The following is a 19,263-nucleotide window of genomic DNA, read 5'->3' on the forward strand; positions in this document are numbered from 1 at the left end:
GGGTGGGCGTCAGAGACTTTGGCTAAAGATTGGCCCGGCCGTAGACAATCTCTCTATTTGGAAGGGGGAAGCAACGTCTCGAGTGGAAGCACGGTCTCCTCCTTCACCGTCTTGGTGACGATGTAGGTGAAGTAGCGGTCGATGCCGAGCTCACGGTCAAGCAGGCTGTCGACAAGGCGCTGGTACGCATCGATATCACGCGCCACGATCTTCAGGATGTAATCGACGCCACCGCCGACCGACCAGCAGGCCACGATCTCGGGCGTTGTCGCGACAGCCCGTTCGAAGCGTTCGAAATCCACCTGCCGATGATTGGCGAGCGTCACCTCCATCATCACGCTGGCAACAGGCGCAACGCGTCGCACCGCAACACGCGCGTGATATCCCGTGACGATGCCGGCCTTTTCCAGCTTGCGCAGGCGCAGCCAGCAGGGCGTTGGTGATAGACCCGCCCGTTCCGCCAGCGCCAGCTTGGTGATGCGTCCGTTCTGCTGGATCGCCTCCAGGATACGCAGGTCGATGGCGTCGAGTTTCATTCGGGGCGCCCTCCGGGCGGGGATCGTGTCAAAGCGGAGGAAAAGACAATGGGAAACCATTTTAGCGTTGTCAATTGAACTGATTTTGAGCACTGTTGAAATCATGACAAATTGGCGACCCGACATATCCCAGTTGCGCCGGCCGGCCTATCTCTCCCTCGCCGAGCAGATCGCCCGCGCCATCCAGGAAGGGCATTTGCCGAACGGGACGCGGCTGCTGCCGCATCGCAAACTCGCCGATGACCTGAAACTTTCCGTGCAAACCGTCAGCCGCGCCTACGACGAACTGATCCGACGAGGGCTCATTTCCGGAGAAATTGGTCGCGGTTCCTTCGTGCAGACAAGGCCGAAGGAGCCTGAGCCACCCTATCTGCCGGAGCGTCTTGGCGAACTGGTGGATCTCTCGATCCTGAAACCTGTGTGCGAGCAACTCCATCTGGAGCGCATGCGCGCAGCCTTCGGGTGGCTGGCGGAGAACCTGCCGTCAAGTTCGGCGCTTTCCTTCCGGCCGAATATGGTTTTCCCGCGCCATCGCACCGTCGCGGCCGAGTGGCTGTCGCGGTGCGGTCTCGATGTATCACCCCTCAATATCAGTCTGACGAATGGCGCAACCTCAGGCATGACAGTGGCGCTGATGAGCGTCGCTCCGCCGGGCTCGACCGTTGCGACCGAGGCGATCAGCCACCACACGCTCGTGCCGCTTTCCAGCTACCTTGGCCTTCATCTCGAGGGCTTGCCGATCGATCGCGAAGGCATGATCCCCGAGGCGTTGGATGAAGCTTGCCGCACCGGCGTGATCCGCGCCGTCTTTCTCCAGCCCTCGGTGATCAATCCGACCGCGGCGTTGATGGGGCCCGAGCGCCGGCAGGCGCTTGCCGAGGTTGCACGACGCCACGATATCGCGATCATCGAGAACGACATCCTGGGGCCGCTTGTGGAAGGTCGGGCGCCGCCGATTGCGGCCTATGCGCCGGAGCGCACCCTCTACGTCACCAGCTTCACAAAGATCACGGTACCGGGCCTGCGCATCGGCTATCTTGCCGCTCCGGATCGCTATGTCGCAGCGGTTGCCAACCGCCATCTCGTCTCCAACTGGATGGCGACGCCTTCAATCGCCGAGATCGCAACACTTTGGGTCAGCGACGGCACGGCGATGGAACTCGTCAATTGGCAGCGCCGGGCACTTGGCGTTCGTCACGCGATCGCCGAGGATGCGCTTGCGGGCTTGCCCTATTATAGCCATCCGCAGAGCCTGCATGTGTGGCTACCCTTACCGGAAGGGCATGCGGAGGAAGGGTTCGTATCCCAGGCGCGTCTGCGCGGTGTCGCTATTGCGCCCGGCTCTTCGTTCCGCACGGCCGACCAGGGTTGGCAGCCGGCGGTGCGCATTTCGCTCGGCTCGACCACCGAGCAGGAATTGCGCACCGGACTTGGCATTCTCGCCTCACTCGCCAGCGGAAATCCAGAAGCGCTGTTGCTCGCGATTTGAGTGAACTGCCTTGCAAATGGGCGATGTCAGAATAATTGTACTGATATTATTATTGACATTGACATGATTTTGTTTGCCGCGCATCGTTGCTCCATCACTTGTCTCAATAGGGAGAGACATGCATGGCAGCGCCGATCATCCGCATCGACAACATCACCAAACGCTACGGTCCCTTGACCGTACTCGACGGTTTGTCGATGGACGTGCTGCCGGGCGAAAAGCTGGCGCTTATCGGTCCCTCCGGATCGGGCAAGACAACGATCCTGCGCATTCTCATGACATTGGAGGCGATCAGCGGCGGCCATATCGAGGTCGACGGCGACCAGCTCTATCATATGCCGAAGAACGGCAGCCTCGCGCCGGCCGACGACCGCCATCTGCACAAGATGCGCGAGAAGATCGGCATGGTCTTCCAGCACTTCAATCTCTTCCCGCACAAATGCGTGCTCGACAATGTCACGCTCGCGCCGATGCTGACGAAAGGCATGGCGAAGGCCGCGGCGGAGAAGCGGGCGATGGAGCTTCTCGACATGGTGGGCATGGCCGACAAGGCAAAGAGCATGCCCGCGCAATTGTCCGGCGGACAGAAGCAGCGCGTTGCGATCGCCCGGGCGCTGGCTCTTTCGCCAAAGATCATGCTGTTTGACGAGGTGACCTCGGCACTCGACCCGGAACTGGTCGAAGAAGTGCTGAATGTCATGCGCAAGCTTGCGGTCGAAACAGACATGACCATGCTGCTCGTCACGCATGAGATGGGTTTCGCCCATGATTTTGCCGATCGCATTCTCTTTTTCGACCGCGGCAAGATCGTCGAGGAGGGCAAGCCGGACGAGATTTTCCGCACGCCCAAGCAGGAACGCACGCAGACCTTCCTGCGCAAGATCATCGCGGCAGGGCACCGCGTCTGAGCGGCTTTGCCGCCCGGAAACAAGGCTCCAAACAAAAACCCGGGACAGCCAGAGGAGTTCGCAACTATGAGCATGAGAACCTATTTGACCATAACCGCCAGCGCGGGCGCCCTCACGGCAATGGTTGCCGCAGCGCCAGCCTGGGCCGACGGCAAGCTTGAGGAACTGAAGGAACAGGGTTTCGCCCGTGTCGCCATCGCCAACGAACCGCCCTTCACGGCAGTTGCCGCCGACGGCAAAGTTTCTGGCGCAGCTCCGGACGTCGCGCGTGAGGTCTTCAAGCGCCTCGGTGTCGAAGACATCGTCGCCTCGATCTCGGAATATGGCGCGATGATCCCGGGTCTTCAGGCCGGCCGTCATGATGTCATCACTGCTGGCCTCTTCATGAAGCCGGAACGTTGCAACGCGGTTGCCTATTCAGAACCGATCCTTTGTGACGCCGAAGCCTTCGCGCTGAAAAAGGGCAACCCGCTGAAGCTCAAGAGCTACAAGGATATCGCCGACAACCCGGACGCCAAGATCGGCGCGCCAGGTGGCGGTACGGAAGAAAAGCTCGCGCTCGAAGCCGGCGTCCCGCGCGATCGTGTCATTGTCGTTCCGGATGGCCAGAGCGGCCTGAAGATGCTGCAGGACGGCCGTATCGACGTCTATTCGCTGCCGGTGCTTTCCATCAACGCTCTTGTCGCCAAGGCGAACGACCCCAGTGTCGAAGTCGTGGCGCCGGTTGAAGGCGCGCCGGTCTATTGCGACGGCGCGGCCTTCAAGAAGGGCGAGGAAGCCTTGCGCGATGCCTTCGACGTGGAACTCGCAAAGCTCAAGCAGTCGGGCGAGTTTGCCAAGATCATCGAACCCTATGGCTTCTCTGCCGCGGCCGCGATGTCGACGACCCGCGAAAAGCTCTGCGCCGCAAAGTAAGGCCGCAGCAATCGGGCCTCTTCCCAAACCGGGGAGAGGCAGTACGCTCCCTCGTATATGGAAGAACGATGACCGACTGGTCCGGCTACATAGGGCTGATCCTTGAAGGCGCGCTCGTGACGCTTGAGCTTACCGTGCTCGGCTCATTGCTCGCGCTCGTCATGGCATTCGTCGCGGGTCTTGGGCGCGTCAGCCGCATTTTCGTGGTTCGCGCGCTTGCCACCACCTATATCGAGTTTTTCCGCGGCACGTCGATCTTCGTCCAGCTGTTCTGGGTCTACTTCGTGCTGCCATTCGCCGGCGTCACCTTGTCGCCGCTTCAGGCCGGCGTACTGGCGCTGGGACTGAACGTGGGAGCTTATGGGGCGGAGGTCGTGCGCGGCGCGGTCAAGGCGATCGGCCGCGAGCAACGCGAGGCCTGCATAGCGCTCAATCTCTCGCGCTATCAGTCGATGCGTTACGTTGTCCTTCCGCAGGCCCTGCCGCTGATGCTTCCGACCTTCTGCAACAACGCGATCGAGCTCTTGAAGGGTACGGCCGTCGTGTCGCTGATCTCGCTCACCGACATGACCTTTCAGGCCCAGGTGGTCCGCGCCCAGACCGGCAGCACGCTCGTTCCTTTCGCAACGATTCTCGTGCTCTACTTCCTGATGGCACTCGCCATCTCCAACGGCATGCGCTGGCTGGAACGCCGGGTAACACGCGGCCTTGATGGCGTGAGGACCTGACGATGGAATGGGACTGGAATTTCGTTTGGGAAATCATGCCGACCCTGCTTGAGGGTCTGAAGATCACCATATTGGCAACCGTTTTCGGCGCGGCACTCGCTGCCATCATCGGCCTCGTCTTTGCCATCTTGCGCATGACCGCGCCTAAGCCGATTGCGAAGGTCACGGGCTTCATCGTGGAGTTCATTCGCGGCACGCCGCTCCTGGTCCAGCTCTACTTCATCTTCTTCGTGTTGCCGGATATTGGCGTTCGCCTGCCGGCAATGCTCGCCGGCATCATCGGCCTTGGGCTCCACTATGGCACCTATGCGGCGGAGGTCTACCGCGCCGGTATCGAGAACGTGCCGCGCGGCCAATGGGAGGCGGCCAAGGCGACGAACCTCACCGGCCGCCAGACCTGGGTCCACGTCATCCTGCCACAGGCGATCCCGCCGATGATCCCGGCGCTGGCCAACTATCTGATCGCCATGTTCAAGGAGACACCGCTCCTTTCCGCCATCACAGTGCTCGAACTGATGAACCAGGCGAAAAGCGTGGCCAACAGCAGCTATCGCTACATCGAGCCGATGACGCTGGTCGGGGTCTTCTTCCTGATCATGAGCCTGATCTCCGTCGTCTTCCTGCGCTGGCTGGAAGAACGATACGCCCAAGTGGAGGAGCGCTGATGCGAGCGGTCGATCTTACACTTTCCTCGCGCATGCCGAAGCTGGATGAGCGTCCGCTCGACAAGCGCATCGGCCTGATCATCCTTGCGACCGACCACACCACGGAAGTGGACTTCCATCGCATGGTTGCAAGCGAGCAGATTGGCGTCTATGCGACGCGCATTCCCTACGCGAACCCGGTGACGCCGGAGAACTTGCGCGCCATGCAGCCCTCGCTGACATCAGCGGCCGCACTGATCCTGCCGGACGAACCTCTAGACATCGTCATGTATTCCTGCACCTCCGCGTCCGTCGTCATCGGCGACGCGCAAGTCAAGGCGGCGGTCCATGCGGCCAAGCCAAGTGCTTCCGTCGTCACGCCGACTGCGGCGGCGGCCTCTGGCCTCAAGGCGTTCGGTGCCAAGCGGATTTCCGTACTGACGCCCTACACGATCGAGACCAGCGAGCCGATGGCTAACTATTTCGTGTCGCTTGGCTTCGACATCGCCCGTTTCACTTGCCTCGGTCTTGATGACGACCGGGAGATGGCGCGCATTTCTCCGGACGAAATCGTCGCCTTTGCGAAGCAAGCGACGGCGCCAGACAGCGACGCGCTTTTCATATCGTGTACGGCGGTGCGCGCGGCAGGCGTCGCGGCCGAGATCGAGGCCGTCATCGGCAAGCCGGTCGTTACCAGCAATCTCGCCACCGCCTGGGCCTGCCTGCGCCTCTGCGGCAATGAGACGGCACGGCCGGATCTCGGGCAACTCATGACACTTGCCTATTTGGACCGCTAGCGATGTCGAACCTTCCCGTAACAGTGGCGGATATCGAACAGGCGGCGCGGCGCATAAAGGGCCGGGTCTTGAATACGCCATTCGTGCTTTCCGCTTCGCTCTGCGAACGCTTCGGTGTGCCCGTCGGCCTGAAGCTTGAGCACCACCAGACGACAGGCAGCTTCAAGCTCCGCGGCGCCACGAATGCCGTGCTCTCGCTGACGTCGGAAGAGCGGGCGAGGGGTGTCGTCGCCGCCTCGACCGGCAATCACGGCCGGGCGCTCGCCCATGCCGCCAAGGCCGCAGGATCAGTCGCGACAATCTGCGTGTCCAAACTCGTGCCCAACAACAAGGTGTCGGACATCCGAAGGCTTGGGGCCAATGTCCTGATCGTCGGCAAATCGCAGGACGAAGCCCAGCTTGAGGTGGATCGGCTGGTGGCTGAAGAGGGTCTCGTCATGGTGCCACCCTTCGATAATCGAACGGTCGTTGCCGGGCAGGGCACGCTCGGTCTGGAGATCGTCGAGGAAATGCCGGATGTGGCGACGGTTTTTGTGCCGCTTTCCGGCGGTGGGCTTGCGGCCGGTGTCGCCGCGGCCGTGAAAGGGCGGTCACCGAAGACCCGCGTCATCGGCCTTACGATGGAACGTGGCGCGGCAATGAAGGCGAGCCTTAACGCAGGGCGGCCGGTGCAAGTCGAGGAGGTGGCAAGCCTTGCCGATTCCCTCGGTGGCGGCATCGGCCTTGATAACGCCGTGACCTTCGAAATGTGCCGCGCGCTGCTCGACGACGTGATCTTGCTGTCTGAAGCCGAGATCGCGGCCGGTATGCGGCATGCGTATTCCCAAGAGCGCGAGGTGATCGAGGGGGCAGGGGCCGTCGGCATCGCGGCCTTGCTTTCCCGCCGGTTTGGCCGGCTGGAGGGGCCGGTGGCGGTCATCCTCTCCGGCCGCAATGTCGACATGGACCTGCATCGACGGGTCATCAATGGCGGGGTCGATCCGCTAGCGGAGGCCGCGGCATGACGACGATGAGAATTCTTACCGAGACGGAACTCAGGCGTATCGTTCCGCTCGATCTCGATGCCATTGCCTGCGTCGAAGGGGCGTTTCACGCGCTTGCCACCAAAGCGGTGGCGATGCCGCCGATCCTGAGGCTCGACATCCCTGAAGAGCGCGGTGAGGTCGATGTTAAGACGGCTTACGTGCCCGGTCTCGATGGTTTCGCCATCAAGATCAGCCCCGGCTTCTTCAATAATCCGAAGATCGGCCTGCAGAGCACCAACGGCCTGATGGTGCTGCTTTCGGCGAAGACCGGCCTGGTAGAGGCCGTCCTGCTCGACAACGGTTACCTGACGGATGTGCGCACAGCGGCGGCCGGCGCGGTCGCGGCTCGAAAACTTTCGCGCGCGGATGCCGCGGTTGCCGCCATCTTCGGCGCCGGCATGCAGGCAAGGTTGCAGCTAGAGGCCTTAAGCCTGGTGCGGCCGATCCGCGAAGCGCGCATCTGGGCGAGAGATGCTGCTAAAGCCGAGGCCGTCGCTGCGGACTTGACGGTGAAGCTCGGCTTTCCGGTTCGGGCGGAGGCCGACGGCCGGGCGGCTGTCGATGGTGCGGAGATCATCGTCACCACCACGCCTTCCGAAACACCGGTGCTTCGTGCCGAATGGCTCCAGCCTGGCCAGCATGTCACGGCCATGGGGTCGGACGCCGAGCACAAAAACGAGATCGAACCCGCCATTGTCGCCACCGCCGGCCTCTATGTCGCCGATAGCCTGAAGCAGACGCGCAGGCTCGGCGAATTGCATCATGCCATCGAAGCGGGCCTCGTGACGGAGGATACGATCTTCCCCGAACTCGGCGAGATCGTCGCCGGGCGCAAACCGGGCCGCAGCGGCCCCGAGCAGATCACCGTGGCGGACCTTACCGGCACGGGCATTCAGGACACGGCCATAGCTACGCTTGCTGGCGCCCGCGCGGCAATGGCGGGCGCCGGTACGATCTTCGAGAGTTGAGACCGGCTTTTCGCCGGGTATAGAGGAAAAACCGATGAAACAAGCGAACCTGAAGTTCTCACTTCCGGAGTATGAAACGCGTCTTCAAAAAACGCGAAAAGCGATGGAAGCCAAGGGCATCGACGTGCTGATCGTCAGCGATCCGTCGAACATGAACTGGCTGACCGGCTATGACGGCTGGTCTTTCTACGTGCACCAATGCGTCGTCGTGCCGCCGACGGGCGAGCCCATCTGGTACGGACGCGGCCAGGATGCCAACGGCGCCAAATTCACCGCCTACCTCAAACACGAAAACATTGTCGGCTATCCGGACCACTATGTGCAGTCCACCGAACGCCACCCGATGGATTACCTCTCGGCCAAGCTCGCCGAACGGGGCCTCGACAAACTGACGATCGGCGTGGAGATGGACAACTACTGGTTCTCCGCCGCCGCCTTCGCTTCACTTGTGAAGCACCTGCCGAATGCGCGTTTCATCGATGCGACCGCACTCGTCAACTGGCAGCGCGCGGTCAAGAGCGAGGCCGAAATCCGCTACATGCGCAACGCCGCAAGGATCGTCGAAAAGATGCATGAACGCATCTTCGACAAGATCGCGGTCGGCATGCGCAAATGCGATCTGGTCGCGGAGATTTACGATGCCGGTACCCGAGGGGTCGATGGCATCGGCGGCGATTATCCAGCAATCGTGCCGCTGTTGCCTTCGGGCGTGGAGGCTTCCGCGCCGCACCTGACCTGGGACGACCGGCCGATGAAGAGAGGCGAAGGTACGTTCTTCGAGATTGCCGGCTGCTACCACCGTTATCACGTGCCGCTGTCGCGCACCGTCTTTCTCGGCAAGCCGACACAGGCTTTCCTTGATGCCGAGAAGGCGACGCTGGAAGGCATGGAGGCAGGCCTCGAAAAGGCACGGCCCGGCAATACCTGCGAGGATATCGCAAACGCCTTCTTCGCCGTGCTGAAGAAATACGGCATCGTGAAGGACAATCGCACAGGCTACGGCATCGGCGTTTCCTATCCGCCGGACTGGGGCGAGCGCACGATGAGCCTGCGTCCAGGTGACCGCAGCGAACTCAAACCCGGCATGACTTTCCACTTCATGACGGGCCTCTGGCTCGAGGACATGGGTTTTGAGACCACGGAAAGCATCCTGATCACCGAGAGCGGTGTCGAGTGCCTCGCCAACGTGCCGCGCAAACTGCTCGTGAAGGATTGAGCCATGCGGGAAATCAACCTTCGTCCTTCGCCGATCAGTTCTACGGTCGATTTTTCGGCCGAGGGCGTTCAGCATGGTTTCCTGCGTCTGCCTCACAGCCGCGACGATTCCGCCTGGGGCTCGGTGATGATCCCGGTGACAGTCGTGAAGAACGGGGAGGGCCCGACGGCCCTTCTCACCGGCGGCAACCACGGCGATGAGTATGAGGGCCCGATTGCGCTCTTCGATCTCGCCCGCACGCTGAAGGCCGATGACGTCACGGGCCGCGTCATCATCGTGCCGGCGATGAACTATCCGGCCTTTTTGGCCGGCACCCGCACCTCGCCGATCGACAAGGGCAACATGAACCGAAGCTTTCCAGGCGCGCCGGACGGCACGGTCACCCAGAAGATCGCGGACTATTTCCAGCGCACGCTGTTACCGCTTGCCGAGATCGTGCTCGACTTTCATTCAGGCGGAAAGACGCTCGACTTTCTGCCTTTCTGCGCCGCCCATGTGCTGCCAGACAAGGCACAGGAGGAAAAATCCTTCGAACTCGTCAGGGCCTTCGGCGCCCCATGGTCGATGAAGATGCTGGAGATCGATGCCGTCGGCATGTACGACACGGCGGCGGAGGAGATGGGCAAGGTCTTCATCACCACCGAGCTCGGCGGTGGCGGCACGGCGACGGCCAGGAGCGCGCGTATCGCCAAGGCGGGCGTTTCCAACGTGCTGAAGGCGGCAGGTATCTTGAAAGGGGCAGTCGAAAACGGCGAAACCACGTGGCTCGACATGCCCGACGGCAACTGCTTTTGCTTTGCCGAGAACGGCGGCCTTGTTGAACCATTCGTCGATCTCGGCGACCAGGTGAGGAGCGGGGAAATCGTCGCCCGCATCTATCCGATCGGCCGTACAGGCGACGAACCGCTGAACATACGGGCAAAGATGGACGGCATCCTCGTCGCTCGCCATTTCCCCGGCCTCGTCAAATCCGGTGATTGCGTCAGCGTGCTCGCAACTATTGTCGCGGCATAGGGCTTATGGACCACCGGCGACCGTCGCGTGCGAGCCATCCCCTAACCGAAAGGGGACGCCTCGCTGACGTCAATAAAACAGGGCCAGGATTTCTAACGCGCCCTGCGGAATTGGCTAACGTCAAGGTCGGACAGTTCTCTCCAAGCGTGTTCGAATTTCGAACTCGCAGATTGCCAGGGTGGCATTGCTCTCCTGGCAGTCACGCGGGCCAGAACAACGCCGCCGGCTCGTTCGACAGTCACGATGACGCTACGGTGCCTGTCGTCTTCAGCGATCTTGTCGGCGATCGACCTGCCATTGGTCACCGCCTGACTGTCATTGGCGTGAAACGCCCCATGGTCATCGCGATTGATCCTGCCGGACAGGTGAATATGAAAGAGGTATCGGGGCATGTTGCCACTCGAGCAATGATAACTTTTCTACTTCTTAGCAGTCTCGTTGATCTATTGCGCGTGACAGTTGCGTGACATGGCTTGTGGGGCGTGACGCGGCTTCCATCGATGGCAGATGAGGTGGCCACGCTTCAGAGTGGCCGCATGGTTGAACGCATCATTTTACGGCTCCGCGCTCCCGCCAAACGGGCTCGTTCGTCGATCGTGGTGCGCGCCAGCCAAAGGCGCTTTCGTATCCTGCTACCCCTTACGCTCTTTCCCCGGCACGGCCAAGCTCACCCCGGTCGATCCGCATTGCGGATGCGAACCGCTCAGCGGCAATCCTTGACCGCATCCCGGCCGGTCGCTGGGGCACGCCCGATGATATCGGCGAGGCTGCCGTTTTTCTGTTGGCGCCGGCATCCCGCTACATGAATGGCGCGGTCGTCCCGATTGATGGCGGCTGGTTGGCGCGATGAATTGCGTTGCTGCCGTCCGGGTAGCGATCAGGCCGGCGCAGAGGTTAGCCTGCGGGCAATGTCGAAAAAGGCGCTGACCAGTTTCCCGTTGCTGCGCTCGCGCAAACAGATGAGTGCTTCGTCCATCAGCATCTCGGGCGCTTCGATCTCGATGGGAATGAGGCGGCTGTCCTGCCCGAACTCCGCCGACGAAACGAAGCCGACCCCGCCGCCGGCGGCGACGATCTCGCGCACCGCCTCACGACCTTCGGCTTCGATGAGCGGCGTCAGTTGCACGCCACATTGCTGCGACATCGTTTCGAGCTTTTGGCGGGTCTTGGAGCCTTGCTCGCGCATGACCAAGGGGTGCTTCACGAGTTCAGCGAAAGTCACCTTTTTCTTGCCTTGCAGCGGATAGTCACGGCTCGCAAAGGCTATGATCGGCGTGGAGTTGAGTTTCAGGATGTCGAAGTCGCTCGATTGCGGGATCTCGCCGAGAACGCCGATGTCTGCCTCATAGGCGTGCAGGCTGGTGATGACGGTTTCGGTGTTGCCGGAATCGATCGACACCTGGACGGTCGGATAGGTGCGCCGGAAAGCGGCAAGGATATGCAGCAGGTGATGGGCGGCATCGGCAACGATCCGTAGTTTTCCCGCTCTCAGCGCCCGTGATTCCGACAAAAGATCCAGGGCCTGCTGCTCGACGTCGAACATGCGGCGGGTGACTTCCAGGAGCTGTTGGCCCGCCTGGGTCAGCGTCACCTGCTTCTTGTTCCGGTTGAAGAGGAGGACATCATATTCCTCCTCGAGCTTGCGCACCTGATCCGAGACTGCCGGCTGAGTAAGGAAGAGCGCTTCGGCGGCACGCGAGAAACCGCCGTGGATGGCCACGTTATGAAAGGCGCGGAGCTGGACATAGCGCATGCGTACGACGCCTTCTCGAATAGATTTGAACGATAGTTTGATTAAAACGAACGATTTGATTTATGTAAAGCGGGCGCGGATAGTTTTCGGATTCCACCTCTATCCGGAGCGCGCCTCATGAACCTCCCGGCCGTCGTCCTCGAGCTTGCCGCCGCCACCGTCCTCTTGCTCTACGCCGTCAGCCTCGTGAAGAAAGGTGTTGAGGCGGCGGCAGGCGACATCGTCGCGCGTACCGTCGGTGGCGCCGGTGGACGACCGCGTGCGGCCATCTGCGGCTGCGCGGTTGCCATTGCGCTGCAAAGCTCGACGGCGGTCGCCATGCTTGCCGCCGGTTTTGCCGTCAGCGGCGCGCTGGCGCTTGATACCGGCCTGGCGGTGCTGCTTGGTGCCGATCTCGGCTCGGCGCTTGTCGTCAAGATCCTGTCCTTCGACTTGCATTGGCTGGCGCCGCTTCTGATCGCCGCTGGCGGTCTTGCGCATCTGAAGGCATCGACCCGCAAGTCCGTCGAGACCGGGCGTGCAGTGCTCGGCATCGGTCTGCTGCTGCTCTCGCTGCAGATGATCGGCCATGCGACGCAGCCGCTCTCTCAGAGCCCGATGCTGCCTTCCGTCGTCGCTTTCGTCGGCAAGGATGCCTTGAGCGTGATGATCCTTGCCGCCTTCTTCACTTGGGCGCTGCACTCCAGCGTGGCAGCGATCCTGCTGATCCTGACCTTTGCCGTGAAGGGCATCGTGCCCCTGGACGTCGGCATTCCCCTGGTGCTCGGCGTCAACATCGGCGGCGGGCTCATCGCGCTGTGGCTGACCCGCGGTCTGCCGGTCGAAGGCCGACGCCTGCCGCTTGGTAATCTCCTCTTCCGCGCCCTGTTCGCCGCAGCGATCTTCGGACTCTTTTCGCTGCATTCCCCGTTCGACTGGCTTCCTGGGGAGACTGTGGCCGGCAAGCTGGTCAATCTGCATGTGCTCTTCAACGCTGCCCTGGTTCTCGTCGGGGTGATTTTCTGCGGCCCGATGGCGCGCCTCGTTCGGTTGCTCATGCCGGAGGCCGCCGGTGCCAATGATCGTGCGGCTCATGTCAGCGCGCTTGACCCGGCGCTGATCGACAAACCGGCGCAGGCGCTGGCGGGCGCGGCACGCGAGGTGTTGCACATGGGCAATCTTATCGCCCGGATGCTGGAGCCCGTCATGACCGTCATTCACGCGCCGACACCGCAGGCGGTCAAGGCGCTCAGAAGCATCGATGGCGACATCCACGTGGCCCATAGCGCAATCAAGCTCTACATCGCCGCCGTCAACCGCGGCATCCTGACCGAAGAGCAATCGCGGCGCGGCATCGAACTCACCGAGGCAGCGATCCATCTCGAATATGCCGGAGACGTCGTCGCAAAGAGCCTCCTGCAAATGGCCGAGGAGCGGCTTGCGGGCGCAGGGACCTTCTCGCAGGAGGGATGGCGTGAACTCACCTTGCTGCATGCGGCCGTGTCTTCCAACGTCAGGCTGGCGGCCAATCTTCTCGTCTCCCCGGACCCGGTGATCGCGCGCGAAATGGTTCGGCAGAAGGAACATGTGCGTCGCCTGGTCGAAGAAAGCAGCAAGTGCCATCTGGAGCGGCTTCGGCAGGGCATCGCGACCAGCATCCTGTCGAGCGACATGCATCTCGAGATCGTTCGGGCGCTGAAGGAGGTCAATTCGCTGGTGACGACGATGGCCTATCCGCGCCTGCGCGAGAGCGGGGACCTCCTGGAAAGCCGGCTCGTGCCTGCTGCTTAGATATATAAATTGAAACGATAGATTGATACAAAAGAACGATTTTACAGATATATGTTTCCGCCCCATTGTCGTTCTCGAACACGCCAACCGCGAGGACGGACAATGCCAAACACCGCTTCTGAAAGAACCATCGCGCCCCTGGAAACACCGAGGCTGGGCGAGCCCTATCTCTTGACGCCCGGCCCGCTAACCACGGCCTATCGGGTTAAGGAAGCCATGCTGCGGGACTGGGGTTCCTGGGATGGCGATTTCCGGGCAATGACCGCCAAGCTTCGCCAGGAACTGCTCGAGATTGCCGGCGATGCCAAGGGCGAGTTCGATTGCGTGCCGATGCAGGGCAGCGGTTCGTTTTCGGTCGAGGCGATGCTCGGCAGCTTCGTCCCGAAGGACGGCCGTGTGCTGGTGCTGATGAACGGCGCCTATGGCAAGCGCATCGCCCAGACGCTTTCCTATCTCGGTCGTGACCATGTGACGATCGACAAGGGCGACTACATGCCGCCACGCGGTCCGGAGGTTGCAGCAGCGCTCGATGCCGACCCTGGAATCACCCATGTCGTGATCGTCCATTGCGAAACGAGCTCCGGCATCCTCAACCCGTTGAAGGAGATTTCCGACACAGTCTATTCCCGCGGTCGCAAGTTGCTCGTCGACTCCATGAGCGCCTTCGGCGCAGTGCCGGCCGGTATCGGCGATTTCCGCTACGAGGCGATCGTTTCTTCCGCCAACAAGTGCATCGAGGGTGTGCCGGGCTTCGGCTTCGTTATCGCCCGCAAGAGCGAACTGGAGGCAGCCAAGGGGCGCAGCCATTCACTCAGCCTCGATGTGCATGCCCAGTGGGACTACATGAACAAGACCGGCCAGTGGCGCTTCACGCCGCCGACCCACGTTGTCGCGGCTTTCCTGGAGGCCTTGCGTCTGCATCGCGAAGAGGGCGGTGTCGCCGGTCGCGGAGCCCGTTATGCCCGCAACCGCGACGTCATGGTCGCCGGCATGCGCGAGGCCGGTTTCGAGACGTTGCTTGCCGACCAGTGGCTGTCGCCGATCATCGTCACCTTCTTCAGCCCGGCCCACCCGGCCTTCGCCTTCGACCGCTTCTACGACCTGATGAAGGACAAAGGCTTCATCATCTACCCGGGTAAGCTGACGGTGGTCGACAGTTTCCGCGTCGGCTGCATCGGTCGCATGGACGAGCATGTCATGCGCCGCGTGGTCGAGGCCGCCCGCAACTCACTCTCCGAAATGGGCGTCGACAGCGCCGCTCCCCCGGCCGTCGCCCTTGAAGAACGTCGCCGTCTCGCTGCCTGAACTGAGGAAATTACGATGAACAAGATGTCCAAGATCACCGTTACAGCCAACCGTCGCACCTATCCCTGGCCGAATGTCCCGGCCATCGCCATCTGCCTCGACGGCTGCGAGCCGGCCTATCTCGACGAAGCCATCAAGGCCGGGCTGATGCCGACGCTCGAGCGCATCCGCAAGACCGGGACGGAGCGCACCGCGCTCAGCGTTATCCCGAGCTTCACCAATCCGAACAACCTTTCCATCGCTACCGGCCGGCCGCCGGCGATCCACGGCATCTGCGGCAACTATCTCTACGAACCGCAGACGGGTAACGAAGTGATGATGAACGATCCACGCTTCCTGCGCGCCCCGACCATCTTCAAGGCATTCTACGATGCGGGTGCGAAGGTCGCCGTGGTGACGGCGAAGGACAAGCTCAGGGCGCTGCTCGGCCACGGGCTGAAGTATGACGAGGGCAGGGCCATCTGCTTCTCGTCTGAAAAGGCGGACAAGACGACCGAGGCGGAAAACGGCCTCGACAATGCCTCGGCCTGGCTCGGTCGCGCCGTACCGGAAGTCTATTCGGCCGATCTCTCCGAATTCGTCTTTGCCGCCGGCGTCGAGCTGCTCAAGGAATTTCGGCCGGATGTCATGTACCTGACGACCACCGACTATGTGCAGCACAAATATGCGCCGGGCGTACCCCAGGCGAACGCCTTCTATGAGATGTTCGACAAGTATCTGACCGAACTTGACGCGCTCGGCGCGGCCATCATCGTCACGGCCGACCACGGCATGAAGCCGAAGCACAAGGCGGACGGTTCGCCGGATGTCATCTACGTGCAGGACCTGCTCGACCAATGGCTCGGCAAGGACGCCGCGCGCGTCATCCTGCCGATCACCGACCCCTATGTCGTGCATCACGGCGCGCTCGGCTCGTTTGCCACGGCCTATCTGCCCGAAAGCGCGGACAAGGAGGAGATCATCGAGCGGCTGCAGGCGATCGAAGGCATCGACGTCGTGCTCTCCCGCCCGGAAGCCTGCGTACGCTTCGAGCTGCCCGACGATCGGATCGGCGATCTCGTGCTGATCTCCTCGGAAAACAAGACGCTCGGCACCAGCGAACATCGCCATGATCTGGCGGCGCTGAACGAACCGCTGCGCTCGCATGGCGGCCTGACCGAACAGGCGGTGCCTTTCATCGCCAACCGCAAACTGCCCGAATTGCTGACATCCGCTTCGTTGCGCAATTTCGATGCGTTCTACTACGCGCTCGTCGCAGCCGCCCAGACAACGCACTAGGGAGGGAGCGATGACCAAGGTGGAAACAGCATTTGCAATTCGCCACGAGCCCATGCGGATCGCCGGCAAGACAGTCGATACCGAAGGGCGCATCGAGGTGCGCTACCCTTTCAACGATGCGGTGATCGGCACGGTGCCTGCGGGCAGCGCCGAGCATGCGCGCAAGGCCTTCGAGATCGCGGCCGCCTACCAGCCGAAGCTGACGCGTTACGAGCGTCAGCGCATCCTGCTCAAGGCTGCGGACCTGCTCGTTGCCCGCAAGGAGGAGATCTCTGATCTGATCACGCTGGAGCTCGGGATCTCCAAGCAGGACTCGCTCTACGAGGTCGGCCGCGCCTTCGACGTACTGACGCTCTCGGGCCAGATGTGCATTCATGACGACGGCGAGATCTTCTCCTGCGACCTCACACCACACGGCAAGGCGCGCAAGATCTTCACCACGCGCGAACCGCTCAACGCCATTTCGGCGATCACGCCGTTCAACCATCCGCTCAACATGGTGGCACACAAGGTCGCGCCGGCGGTTGCGACGAACAATTGCGTTGTGCTCAAGCCGACAGAACTGACGCCGATGACGGCGCTTATCTTCGCCGACATTCTCTATGAGGCCGGCCTGCCGCCGGAAATGCTCTCGGTCGTGACCGGCTGGCCAGCCGATATTGGCATGGAGATGATCACCAATCCGAACTTCGACCTCATCACCTTTACCGGCAGCGTTCCAGTCGGCAAGCTGATCGCGGCCCACGCCCACTACAAGCGGCAGATCCTGGAGCTCGGCGGCAATGACCCGCTGATCATCCTCAACGATCTGTCGGATGACGATCTCGCAAGAGCCGCGGATCTGGCCGTTGCCGGCGCGACGAAGAACTCCGGCCAGCGTTGCACCGCTGTGAAACGCATCCTCTGCCAGGAGAGCGTTGCCGACCGCTTCGTGCCGCTGGTGCTCGAGCGAGCGAAAAAGCTGAGGTTCGGCGATCCGATGGACCGGGCGACGGACCTTGGCACGGTCGTCCATGCCAAGGCGGCGGAAGTCTTCGAGCGGCGGGTGCACCGGGCAGCGGAAGAAGGGGCGGAGATCCTCTACCATCCCGGCCGTAAGGGCGCCCTCTTGCCGCCAATCGTTGTCGACCGCGTTAAGCATTCGAGCGAACTGGTGATGGAAGAAACCTTCGCGCCGATCATACCGATCGTGCGCGCGCCCGATGATGACGACGCGCTGATCGCGCTCTCGAACTCAACCGCCTTCGGCCTTTCTTCCGGCGTCTGCACCAATGACTTCCGGCGAATGCAGAAATACATCGCCGGGCTGAAGGTCGGCACGGTCAACATCTGGGAAGTGCCGGGTTACCGGATCGAGATGAGCCCCTTCGGCGGCATCAAGGATTCCGGCAACGGCTACAAGGAAGGCGTCATCGAGGCGATGAAGAGCTTTACCAACGTCAAGACATTCTCCTTGCCATGGTGATTTCAAGCGTTTCCCCCGCTGATTCACCCCTCTGGGAGCCGCCATGGCGGCTCCCTTTTTATTTGCTCCCGCAGCGTCGCGGGGCTCTGCGCGACGCGCAATCTTAGATCTGCTCCTTCATCCGGCAGATTGTGCGAAATCGTATCGAAACCTGCCGCCGCCTTGGTCAAGCGCGGTTTCCATGCCCAGTTCTGCGGCAGAACATCCATAGTTTTTTTCTTCTAATCGATAAGAATAATAAATTTTACTTACAGGAAACCGCTGCGCAGAATGTTTCCCGAAGCCGATCACAACAGGGCAACGACAAGATTGTCCGCCGCGCTTCCCCGGTTTTACCAGGACCTCAGAGGAGAACTTCAATCATGAACAGACGCATGCTCTTTGTGCTTGCCGGCGCCGTTTCCGCTGTGCTTCCTGCCATCGCTGCCGCTGAAACGCAGCTCACCGTCTACACCGCCGTCGAAGCCGTCGACCTCGACCGCTACAAGGCGACCTTCGAAAAGGCCCACCCGGACATCAAGATCAACTGGGTGCGCGATTCCACCGGCGTCATGACCGCCAAGCTGCTTGCAGAAAAGGACAATCCGCAGGCCGATGTCGTCTGGGGGCTCGCTGCAACCTCGCTGCTTCTCTTGAAGACCGAAGGCATGCTGGAACCTTACCAGCCCAAGGGCGTCGAGACGCTCGACCCGAAATTCGTCGACAAGGACACGCCGCCGAGCTGGGTCGGCATGGACGCCTATGTCGCGGCTCTTTGCTACAACACGGTCGAGGGCGAAAAGCTCGGCCTCAAGCCGCCGACGAGTTGGAAAGACCTGACGAACCCCGAATACAAGGGCCACGTGGTGATGCCGAACCCGGCATCCTCGGGCACCGGTTTCCTCGACGTCTCCGGCTGGATGCAGATGTGGGGCGAGGAGAAGGCCTGGGACTACATGGACAAGCTCCACGAGAACATCTCCGCCTACACCCATTCCGGCTCCAAGCCGTGCAAGATGGCAGGCGCCGGTGAAGCCGTCATCGGCGTGTCCTTCGAGTTTCCGGGCGCCAAGGCTAAGAGTGCCGGTGCACCGATCGACATCATCTTCCCCTCCGAGGGTTCGGGCTGGGAGGCCGAGGCAACCGCAATCATCGCTGGCACGGCAAACCTCGAAGCCGCAAAGACGCTCGTCGACTGGTCGGTCACCAAGGAAGCGAACGAAATGTACAATGCCGGCTATGCCGTCGTTGCCTATCCGGGCGTCGCCAAGCAGGTCGAGCACCTGCCCGACGACATCGCTTCCCGGATGATCGTCAACGACTTCGAGTGGGCCGCAAACAACCGCTCTGACATCCTCAAGGAATGGCAGAAGCGTTACGACGCCAAGTCTGAACCGAAGAGCTGAGCCTGATCGGCTGGGCGCAGCGCCTTTGCGCTGCGCCCGATCGCATTTCTCGGAAAGAAAATCCCTC

General features: G+C 61.7%; 19 protein-coding genes and 1 pseudogene. 16 read left to right on the top strand and 4 right to left on the bottom strand.

Translation table 11 applies throughout. The features are described 5' to 3' along the window. Positions 1-53 precede the first annotated feature (53 nt). Entirely contained in the window at positions 54-536 is a 483-nt protein-coding gene (locus ASE71_RS34315) for an Lrp/AsnC family transcriptional regulator (protein WP_060516655.1), read from the bottom strand. A 67-nt stretch (positions 537-603) separates the two neighbouring features. Here ASE71_RS34315 and ASE71_RS34320 point away from each other — a divergent pair, with 67 nt between their 5' ends. The 10 genes from ASE71_RS34320 (at position 604) to doeB (ending at position 10,240) form a co-directional block, all read left to right on the top strand. Beyond that, positions 604-2,025, top strand: coding sequence for a PLP-dependent aminotransferase family protein (locus tag ASE71_RS34320; protein ID WP_226020914.1), 1,422 nt, complete (start codon positions 604-606; stop codon positions 2,023-2,025). Positions 2,026-2,147: 122 nt separating this feature from the next. Further along, a complete protein-coding gene (gene ehuA, locus ASE71_RS34325) occupies positions 2,148-2,933 on the top strand; it encodes an ectoine/hydroxyectoine ABC transporter ATP-binding protein EhuA (RefSeq protein WP_034794806.1) in 786 nt (261 codons plus the stop codon). 72 nt (positions 2,934-3,005) lie between these two features. Then, positions 3,006-3,848, top strand: a complete 843-nt coding sequence (gene ehuB, locus ASE71_RS34330) for an ectoine/hydroxyectoine ABC transporter substrate-binding protein EhuB (RefSeq protein WP_034794936.1) — start codon at positions 3,006-3,008, stop codon at positions 3,846-3,848. A gap of 68 nt (positions 3,849-3,916) precedes the next feature. Further along, complete coding sequence (ehuC, locus tag ASE71_RS34335) at positions 3,917-4,576, top strand: ectoine/hydroxyectoine ABC transporter permease subunit EhuC (protein ID WP_034794803.1); 660 nt, start codon at positions 3,917-3,919, stop codon at positions 4,574-4,576. Positions 4,577-4,578: 2 nt separating this feature from the next. Then, positions 4,579-5,241 carry an ectoine/hydroxyectoine ABC transporter permease subunit EhuD gene (gene ehuD / locus ASE71_RS34340; RefSeq protein ID WP_034794801.1) on the top strand — a complete coding sequence of 221 codons (663 nt, stop codon included), beginning with the start codon at positions 4,579-4,581 and terminating at the stop codon, positions 5,239-5,241. Beyond that, a complete protein-coding gene (gene eutA, locus ASE71_RS34345) occupies positions 5,241-6,017 on the top strand; it encodes an ectoine utilization protein EutA (protein ID WP_034794799.1) in 777 nt (258 codons plus the stop codon). The genes ehuD and eutA overlap by 1 nt, the downstream gene beginning before the upstream one ends. Positions 6,018-6,019: 2 nt before the next feature. After that, the gene (gene eutB / locus ASE71_RS34350; RefSeq protein ID WP_060516653.1) at positions 6,020-7,021 is read left to right on the top strand and encodes a hydroxyectoine utilization dehydratase EutB; all 1,002 of its coding nucleotides are present in this window, start codon (positions 6,020-6,022) and stop codon (positions 7,019-7,021) included. Next, entirely contained in the window at positions 7,018-8,010 is a 993-nt protein-coding gene (gene eutC / locus ASE71_RS34355) for an ectoine utilization protein EutC (protein WP_060516651.1), read from the top strand. Before eutB ends, eutC begins: the two co-directional genes overlap by 4 nt. 34 nt (positions 8,011-8,044) lie before the next feature. After that, entirely contained in the window at positions 8,045-9,226 is a 1,182-nt protein-coding gene (gene doeA / locus ASE71_RS34360; RefSeq protein WP_034794791.1) for an ectoine hydrolase DoeA, read from the top strand. 3 nt (positions 9,227-9,229) lie between these two features. Then, positions 9,230-10,240 (top strand): N(2)-acetyl-L-2,4-diaminobutanoate deacetylase DoeB, encoded by a 1,011-nt coding sequence (gene doeB, locus ASE71_RS34365; protein WP_060516649.1) that lies wholly within the window; start codon positions 9,230-9,232, stop codon positions 10,238-10,240. Positions 10,241-10,332: 92 nt separating this feature from the next. Here doeB and ASE71_RS37725 read toward each other — a convergent pair whose 3' ends face one another. Further along, complete coding sequence (locus ASE71_RS37725; protein ID WP_060516647.1) at positions 10,333-10,632, bottom strand: DUF6894 family protein; 300 nt, start codon at positions 10,630-10,632, stop codon at positions 10,333-10,335. 296 nt (positions 10,633-10,928) lie between these two features. On the opposite strand from ASE71_RS37725, the pseudogene ASE71_RS35515 reads away from it, so the two are divergent. Beyond that, positions 10,929-11,090 (top strand): annotated as a pseudogene (locus tag ASE71_RS35515) (SDR family oxidoreductase); the annotation flags it as partial. 27 nt (positions 11,091-11,117) lie between these two features. Here ASE71_RS35515 and ASE71_RS34375 read toward each other — a convergent pair. Beyond that, entirely contained in the window at positions 11,118-11,993 is an 876-nt protein-coding gene (locus ASE71_RS34375) for a LysR substrate-binding domain-containing protein (protein ID WP_034794762.1), read from the bottom strand. 117 nt (positions 11,994-12,110) lie between these two features. Between ASE71_RS34375 and ASE71_RS34380 the strand changes: the two genes are divergently transcribed. From ASE71_RS34380 to phnY, 4 genes are all read left to right on the top strand, one after another. Next, positions 12,111-13,763, top strand: coding sequence for a Na/Pi cotransporter family protein (locus ASE71_RS34380; protein WP_060516644.1), 1,653 nt, complete (start codon positions 12,111-12,113; stop codon positions 13,761-13,763). Between the two features lie 102 nt (positions 13,764-13,865). Next, a complete protein-coding gene (locus tag ASE71_RS34385) occupies positions 13,866-15,068 on the top strand; it encodes a 2-aminoethylphosphonate--pyruvate transaminase (RefSeq protein ID WP_060516642.1) in 1,203 nt (400 codons plus the stop codon). Positions 15,069-15,083: 15 nt separating this feature from the next. Beyond that, positions 15,084-16,346 carry a phosphonoacetate hydrolase gene (gene phnA, locus ASE71_RS34390; RefSeq protein ID WP_060516639.1) on the top strand — a complete coding sequence of 421 codons (1,263 nt, stop codon included), beginning with the start codon at positions 15,084-15,086 and terminating at the stop codon, positions 16,344-16,346. A 10-nt stretch (positions 16,347-16,356) separates the two neighbouring features. Continuing rightward, entirely contained in the window at positions 16,357-17,811 is a 1,455-nt protein-coding gene (gene phnY, locus ASE71_RS34395; RefSeq protein WP_060516637.1) for a phosphonoacetaldehyde dehydrogenase, read from the top strand. 23 nt (positions 17,812-17,834) lie between these two features. On the opposite strand, the gene ASE71_RS36160 is transcribed toward phnY, so the two are convergent. Beyond that, complete coding sequence (locus tag ASE71_RS36160; protein WP_060516634.1) at positions 17,835-18,020, bottom strand: hypothetical protein; 186 nt, start codon at positions 18,018-18,020, stop codon at positions 17,835-17,837. A gap of 153 nt (positions 18,021-18,173) precedes the next feature. On the opposite strand from ASE71_RS36160, the gene ASE71_RS34400 reads away from it, so the two are divergent. Further along, entirely contained in the window at positions 18,174-19,196 is a 1,023-nt protein-coding gene (locus tag ASE71_RS34400) for a putative 2-aminoethylphosphonate ABC transporter substrate-binding protein (RefSeq protein ID WP_060516632.1), read from the top strand. Positions 19,197-19,263 lie beyond the last annotated feature (67 nt).

It is taken from the genome of Ensifer sp. Root954 (assembly GCF_001429005.1).
In the GTDB taxonomy this organism is placed as follows: domain Bacteria; phylum Pseudomonadota; class Alphaproteobacteria; order Rhizobiales; family Rhizobiaceae; genus Ensifer; species Ensifer adhaerens.

Excerpts from the sequence above, each read along its gene's own strand:
- eutC (WP_060516651.1), top strand. The coding sequence starts at position 7,018 with ATGACGACGATGAGAATTCTTACCGAGACGGAACTCAGGCGTATCGTT.
- doeB (WP_060516649.1), top strand. The coding sequence starts at position 9,230 with ATGCGGGAAATCAACCTTCGTCCTTCGCCGATCAGTTCTACGGTCGAT.
- ASE71_RS34385 (WP_060516642.1), top strand. The coding sequence starts at position 13,866 with ATGCCAAACACCGCTTCTGAAAGAACCATCGCGCCCCTGGAAACACCG.
- ASE71_RS36160 (WP_060516634.1), bottom strand. The coding sequence starts at position 18,020 with ATGGATGTTCTGCCGCAGAACTGGGCATGGAAACCGCGCTTGACCAAG.
- ASE71_RS34315 (WP_060516655.1), bottom strand. The coding sequence starts at position 536 with ATGAAACTCGACGCCATCGACCTGCGTATCCTGGAGGCGATCCAGCAG.
- ASE71_RS34380 (WP_060516644.1), top strand. The coding sequence starts at position 12,111 with ATGAACCTCCCGGCCGTCGTCCTCGAGCTTGCCGCCGCCACCGTCCTC.
- ASE71_RS34400 (WP_060516632.1), top strand. The coding sequence starts at position 18,174 with ATGAACAGACGCATGCTCTTTGTGCTTGCCGGCGCCGTTTCCGCTGTG.
- phnY (WP_060516637.1), top strand. The coding sequence starts at position 16,357 with ATGACCAAGGTGGAAACAGCATTTGCAATTCGCCACGAGCCCATGCGG.
- ehuB (WP_034794936.1), top strand. The coding sequence starts at position 3,006 with ATGAGAACCTATTTGACCATAACCGCCAGCGCGGGCGCCCTCACGGCA.
- ehuD (WP_034794801.1), top strand. The coding sequence starts at position 4,579 with ATGGAATGGGACTGGAATTTCGTTTGGGAAATCATGCCGACCCTGCTT.
- ASE71_RS37725 (WP_060516647.1), bottom strand. The coding sequence starts at position 10,632 with ATGCCCCGATACCTCTTTCATATTCACCTGTCCGGCAGGATCAATCGC.
- eutA (WP_034794799.1), top strand. The coding sequence starts at position 5,241 with ATGCGAGCGGTCGATCTTACACTTTCCTCGCGCATGCCGAAGCTGGAT.
- eutB (WP_060516653.1), top strand. The coding sequence starts at position 6,020 with ATGTCGAACCTTCCCGTAACAGTGGCGGATATCGAACAGGCGGCGCGG.
- ehuA (WP_034794806.1), top strand. The coding sequence starts at position 2,148 with ATGGCAGCGCCGATCATCCGCATCGACAACATCACCAAACGCTACGGT.
- phnA (WP_060516639.1), top strand. The coding sequence starts at position 15,084 with ATGAACAAGATGTCCAAGATCACCGTTACAGCCAACCGTCGCACCTAT.
- ASE71_RS34375 (WP_034794762.1), bottom strand. The coding sequence starts at position 11,993 with ATGCGCTATGTCCAGCTCCGCGCCTTTCATAACGTGGCCATCCACGGC.
- ehuC (WP_034794803.1), top strand. The coding sequence starts at position 3,917 with ATGACCGACTGGTCCGGCTACATAGGGCTGATCCTTGAAGGCGCGCTC.
- doeA (WP_034794791.1), top strand. The coding sequence starts at position 8,045 with ATGAAACAAGCGAACCTGAAGTTCTCACTTCCGGAGTATGAAACGCGT.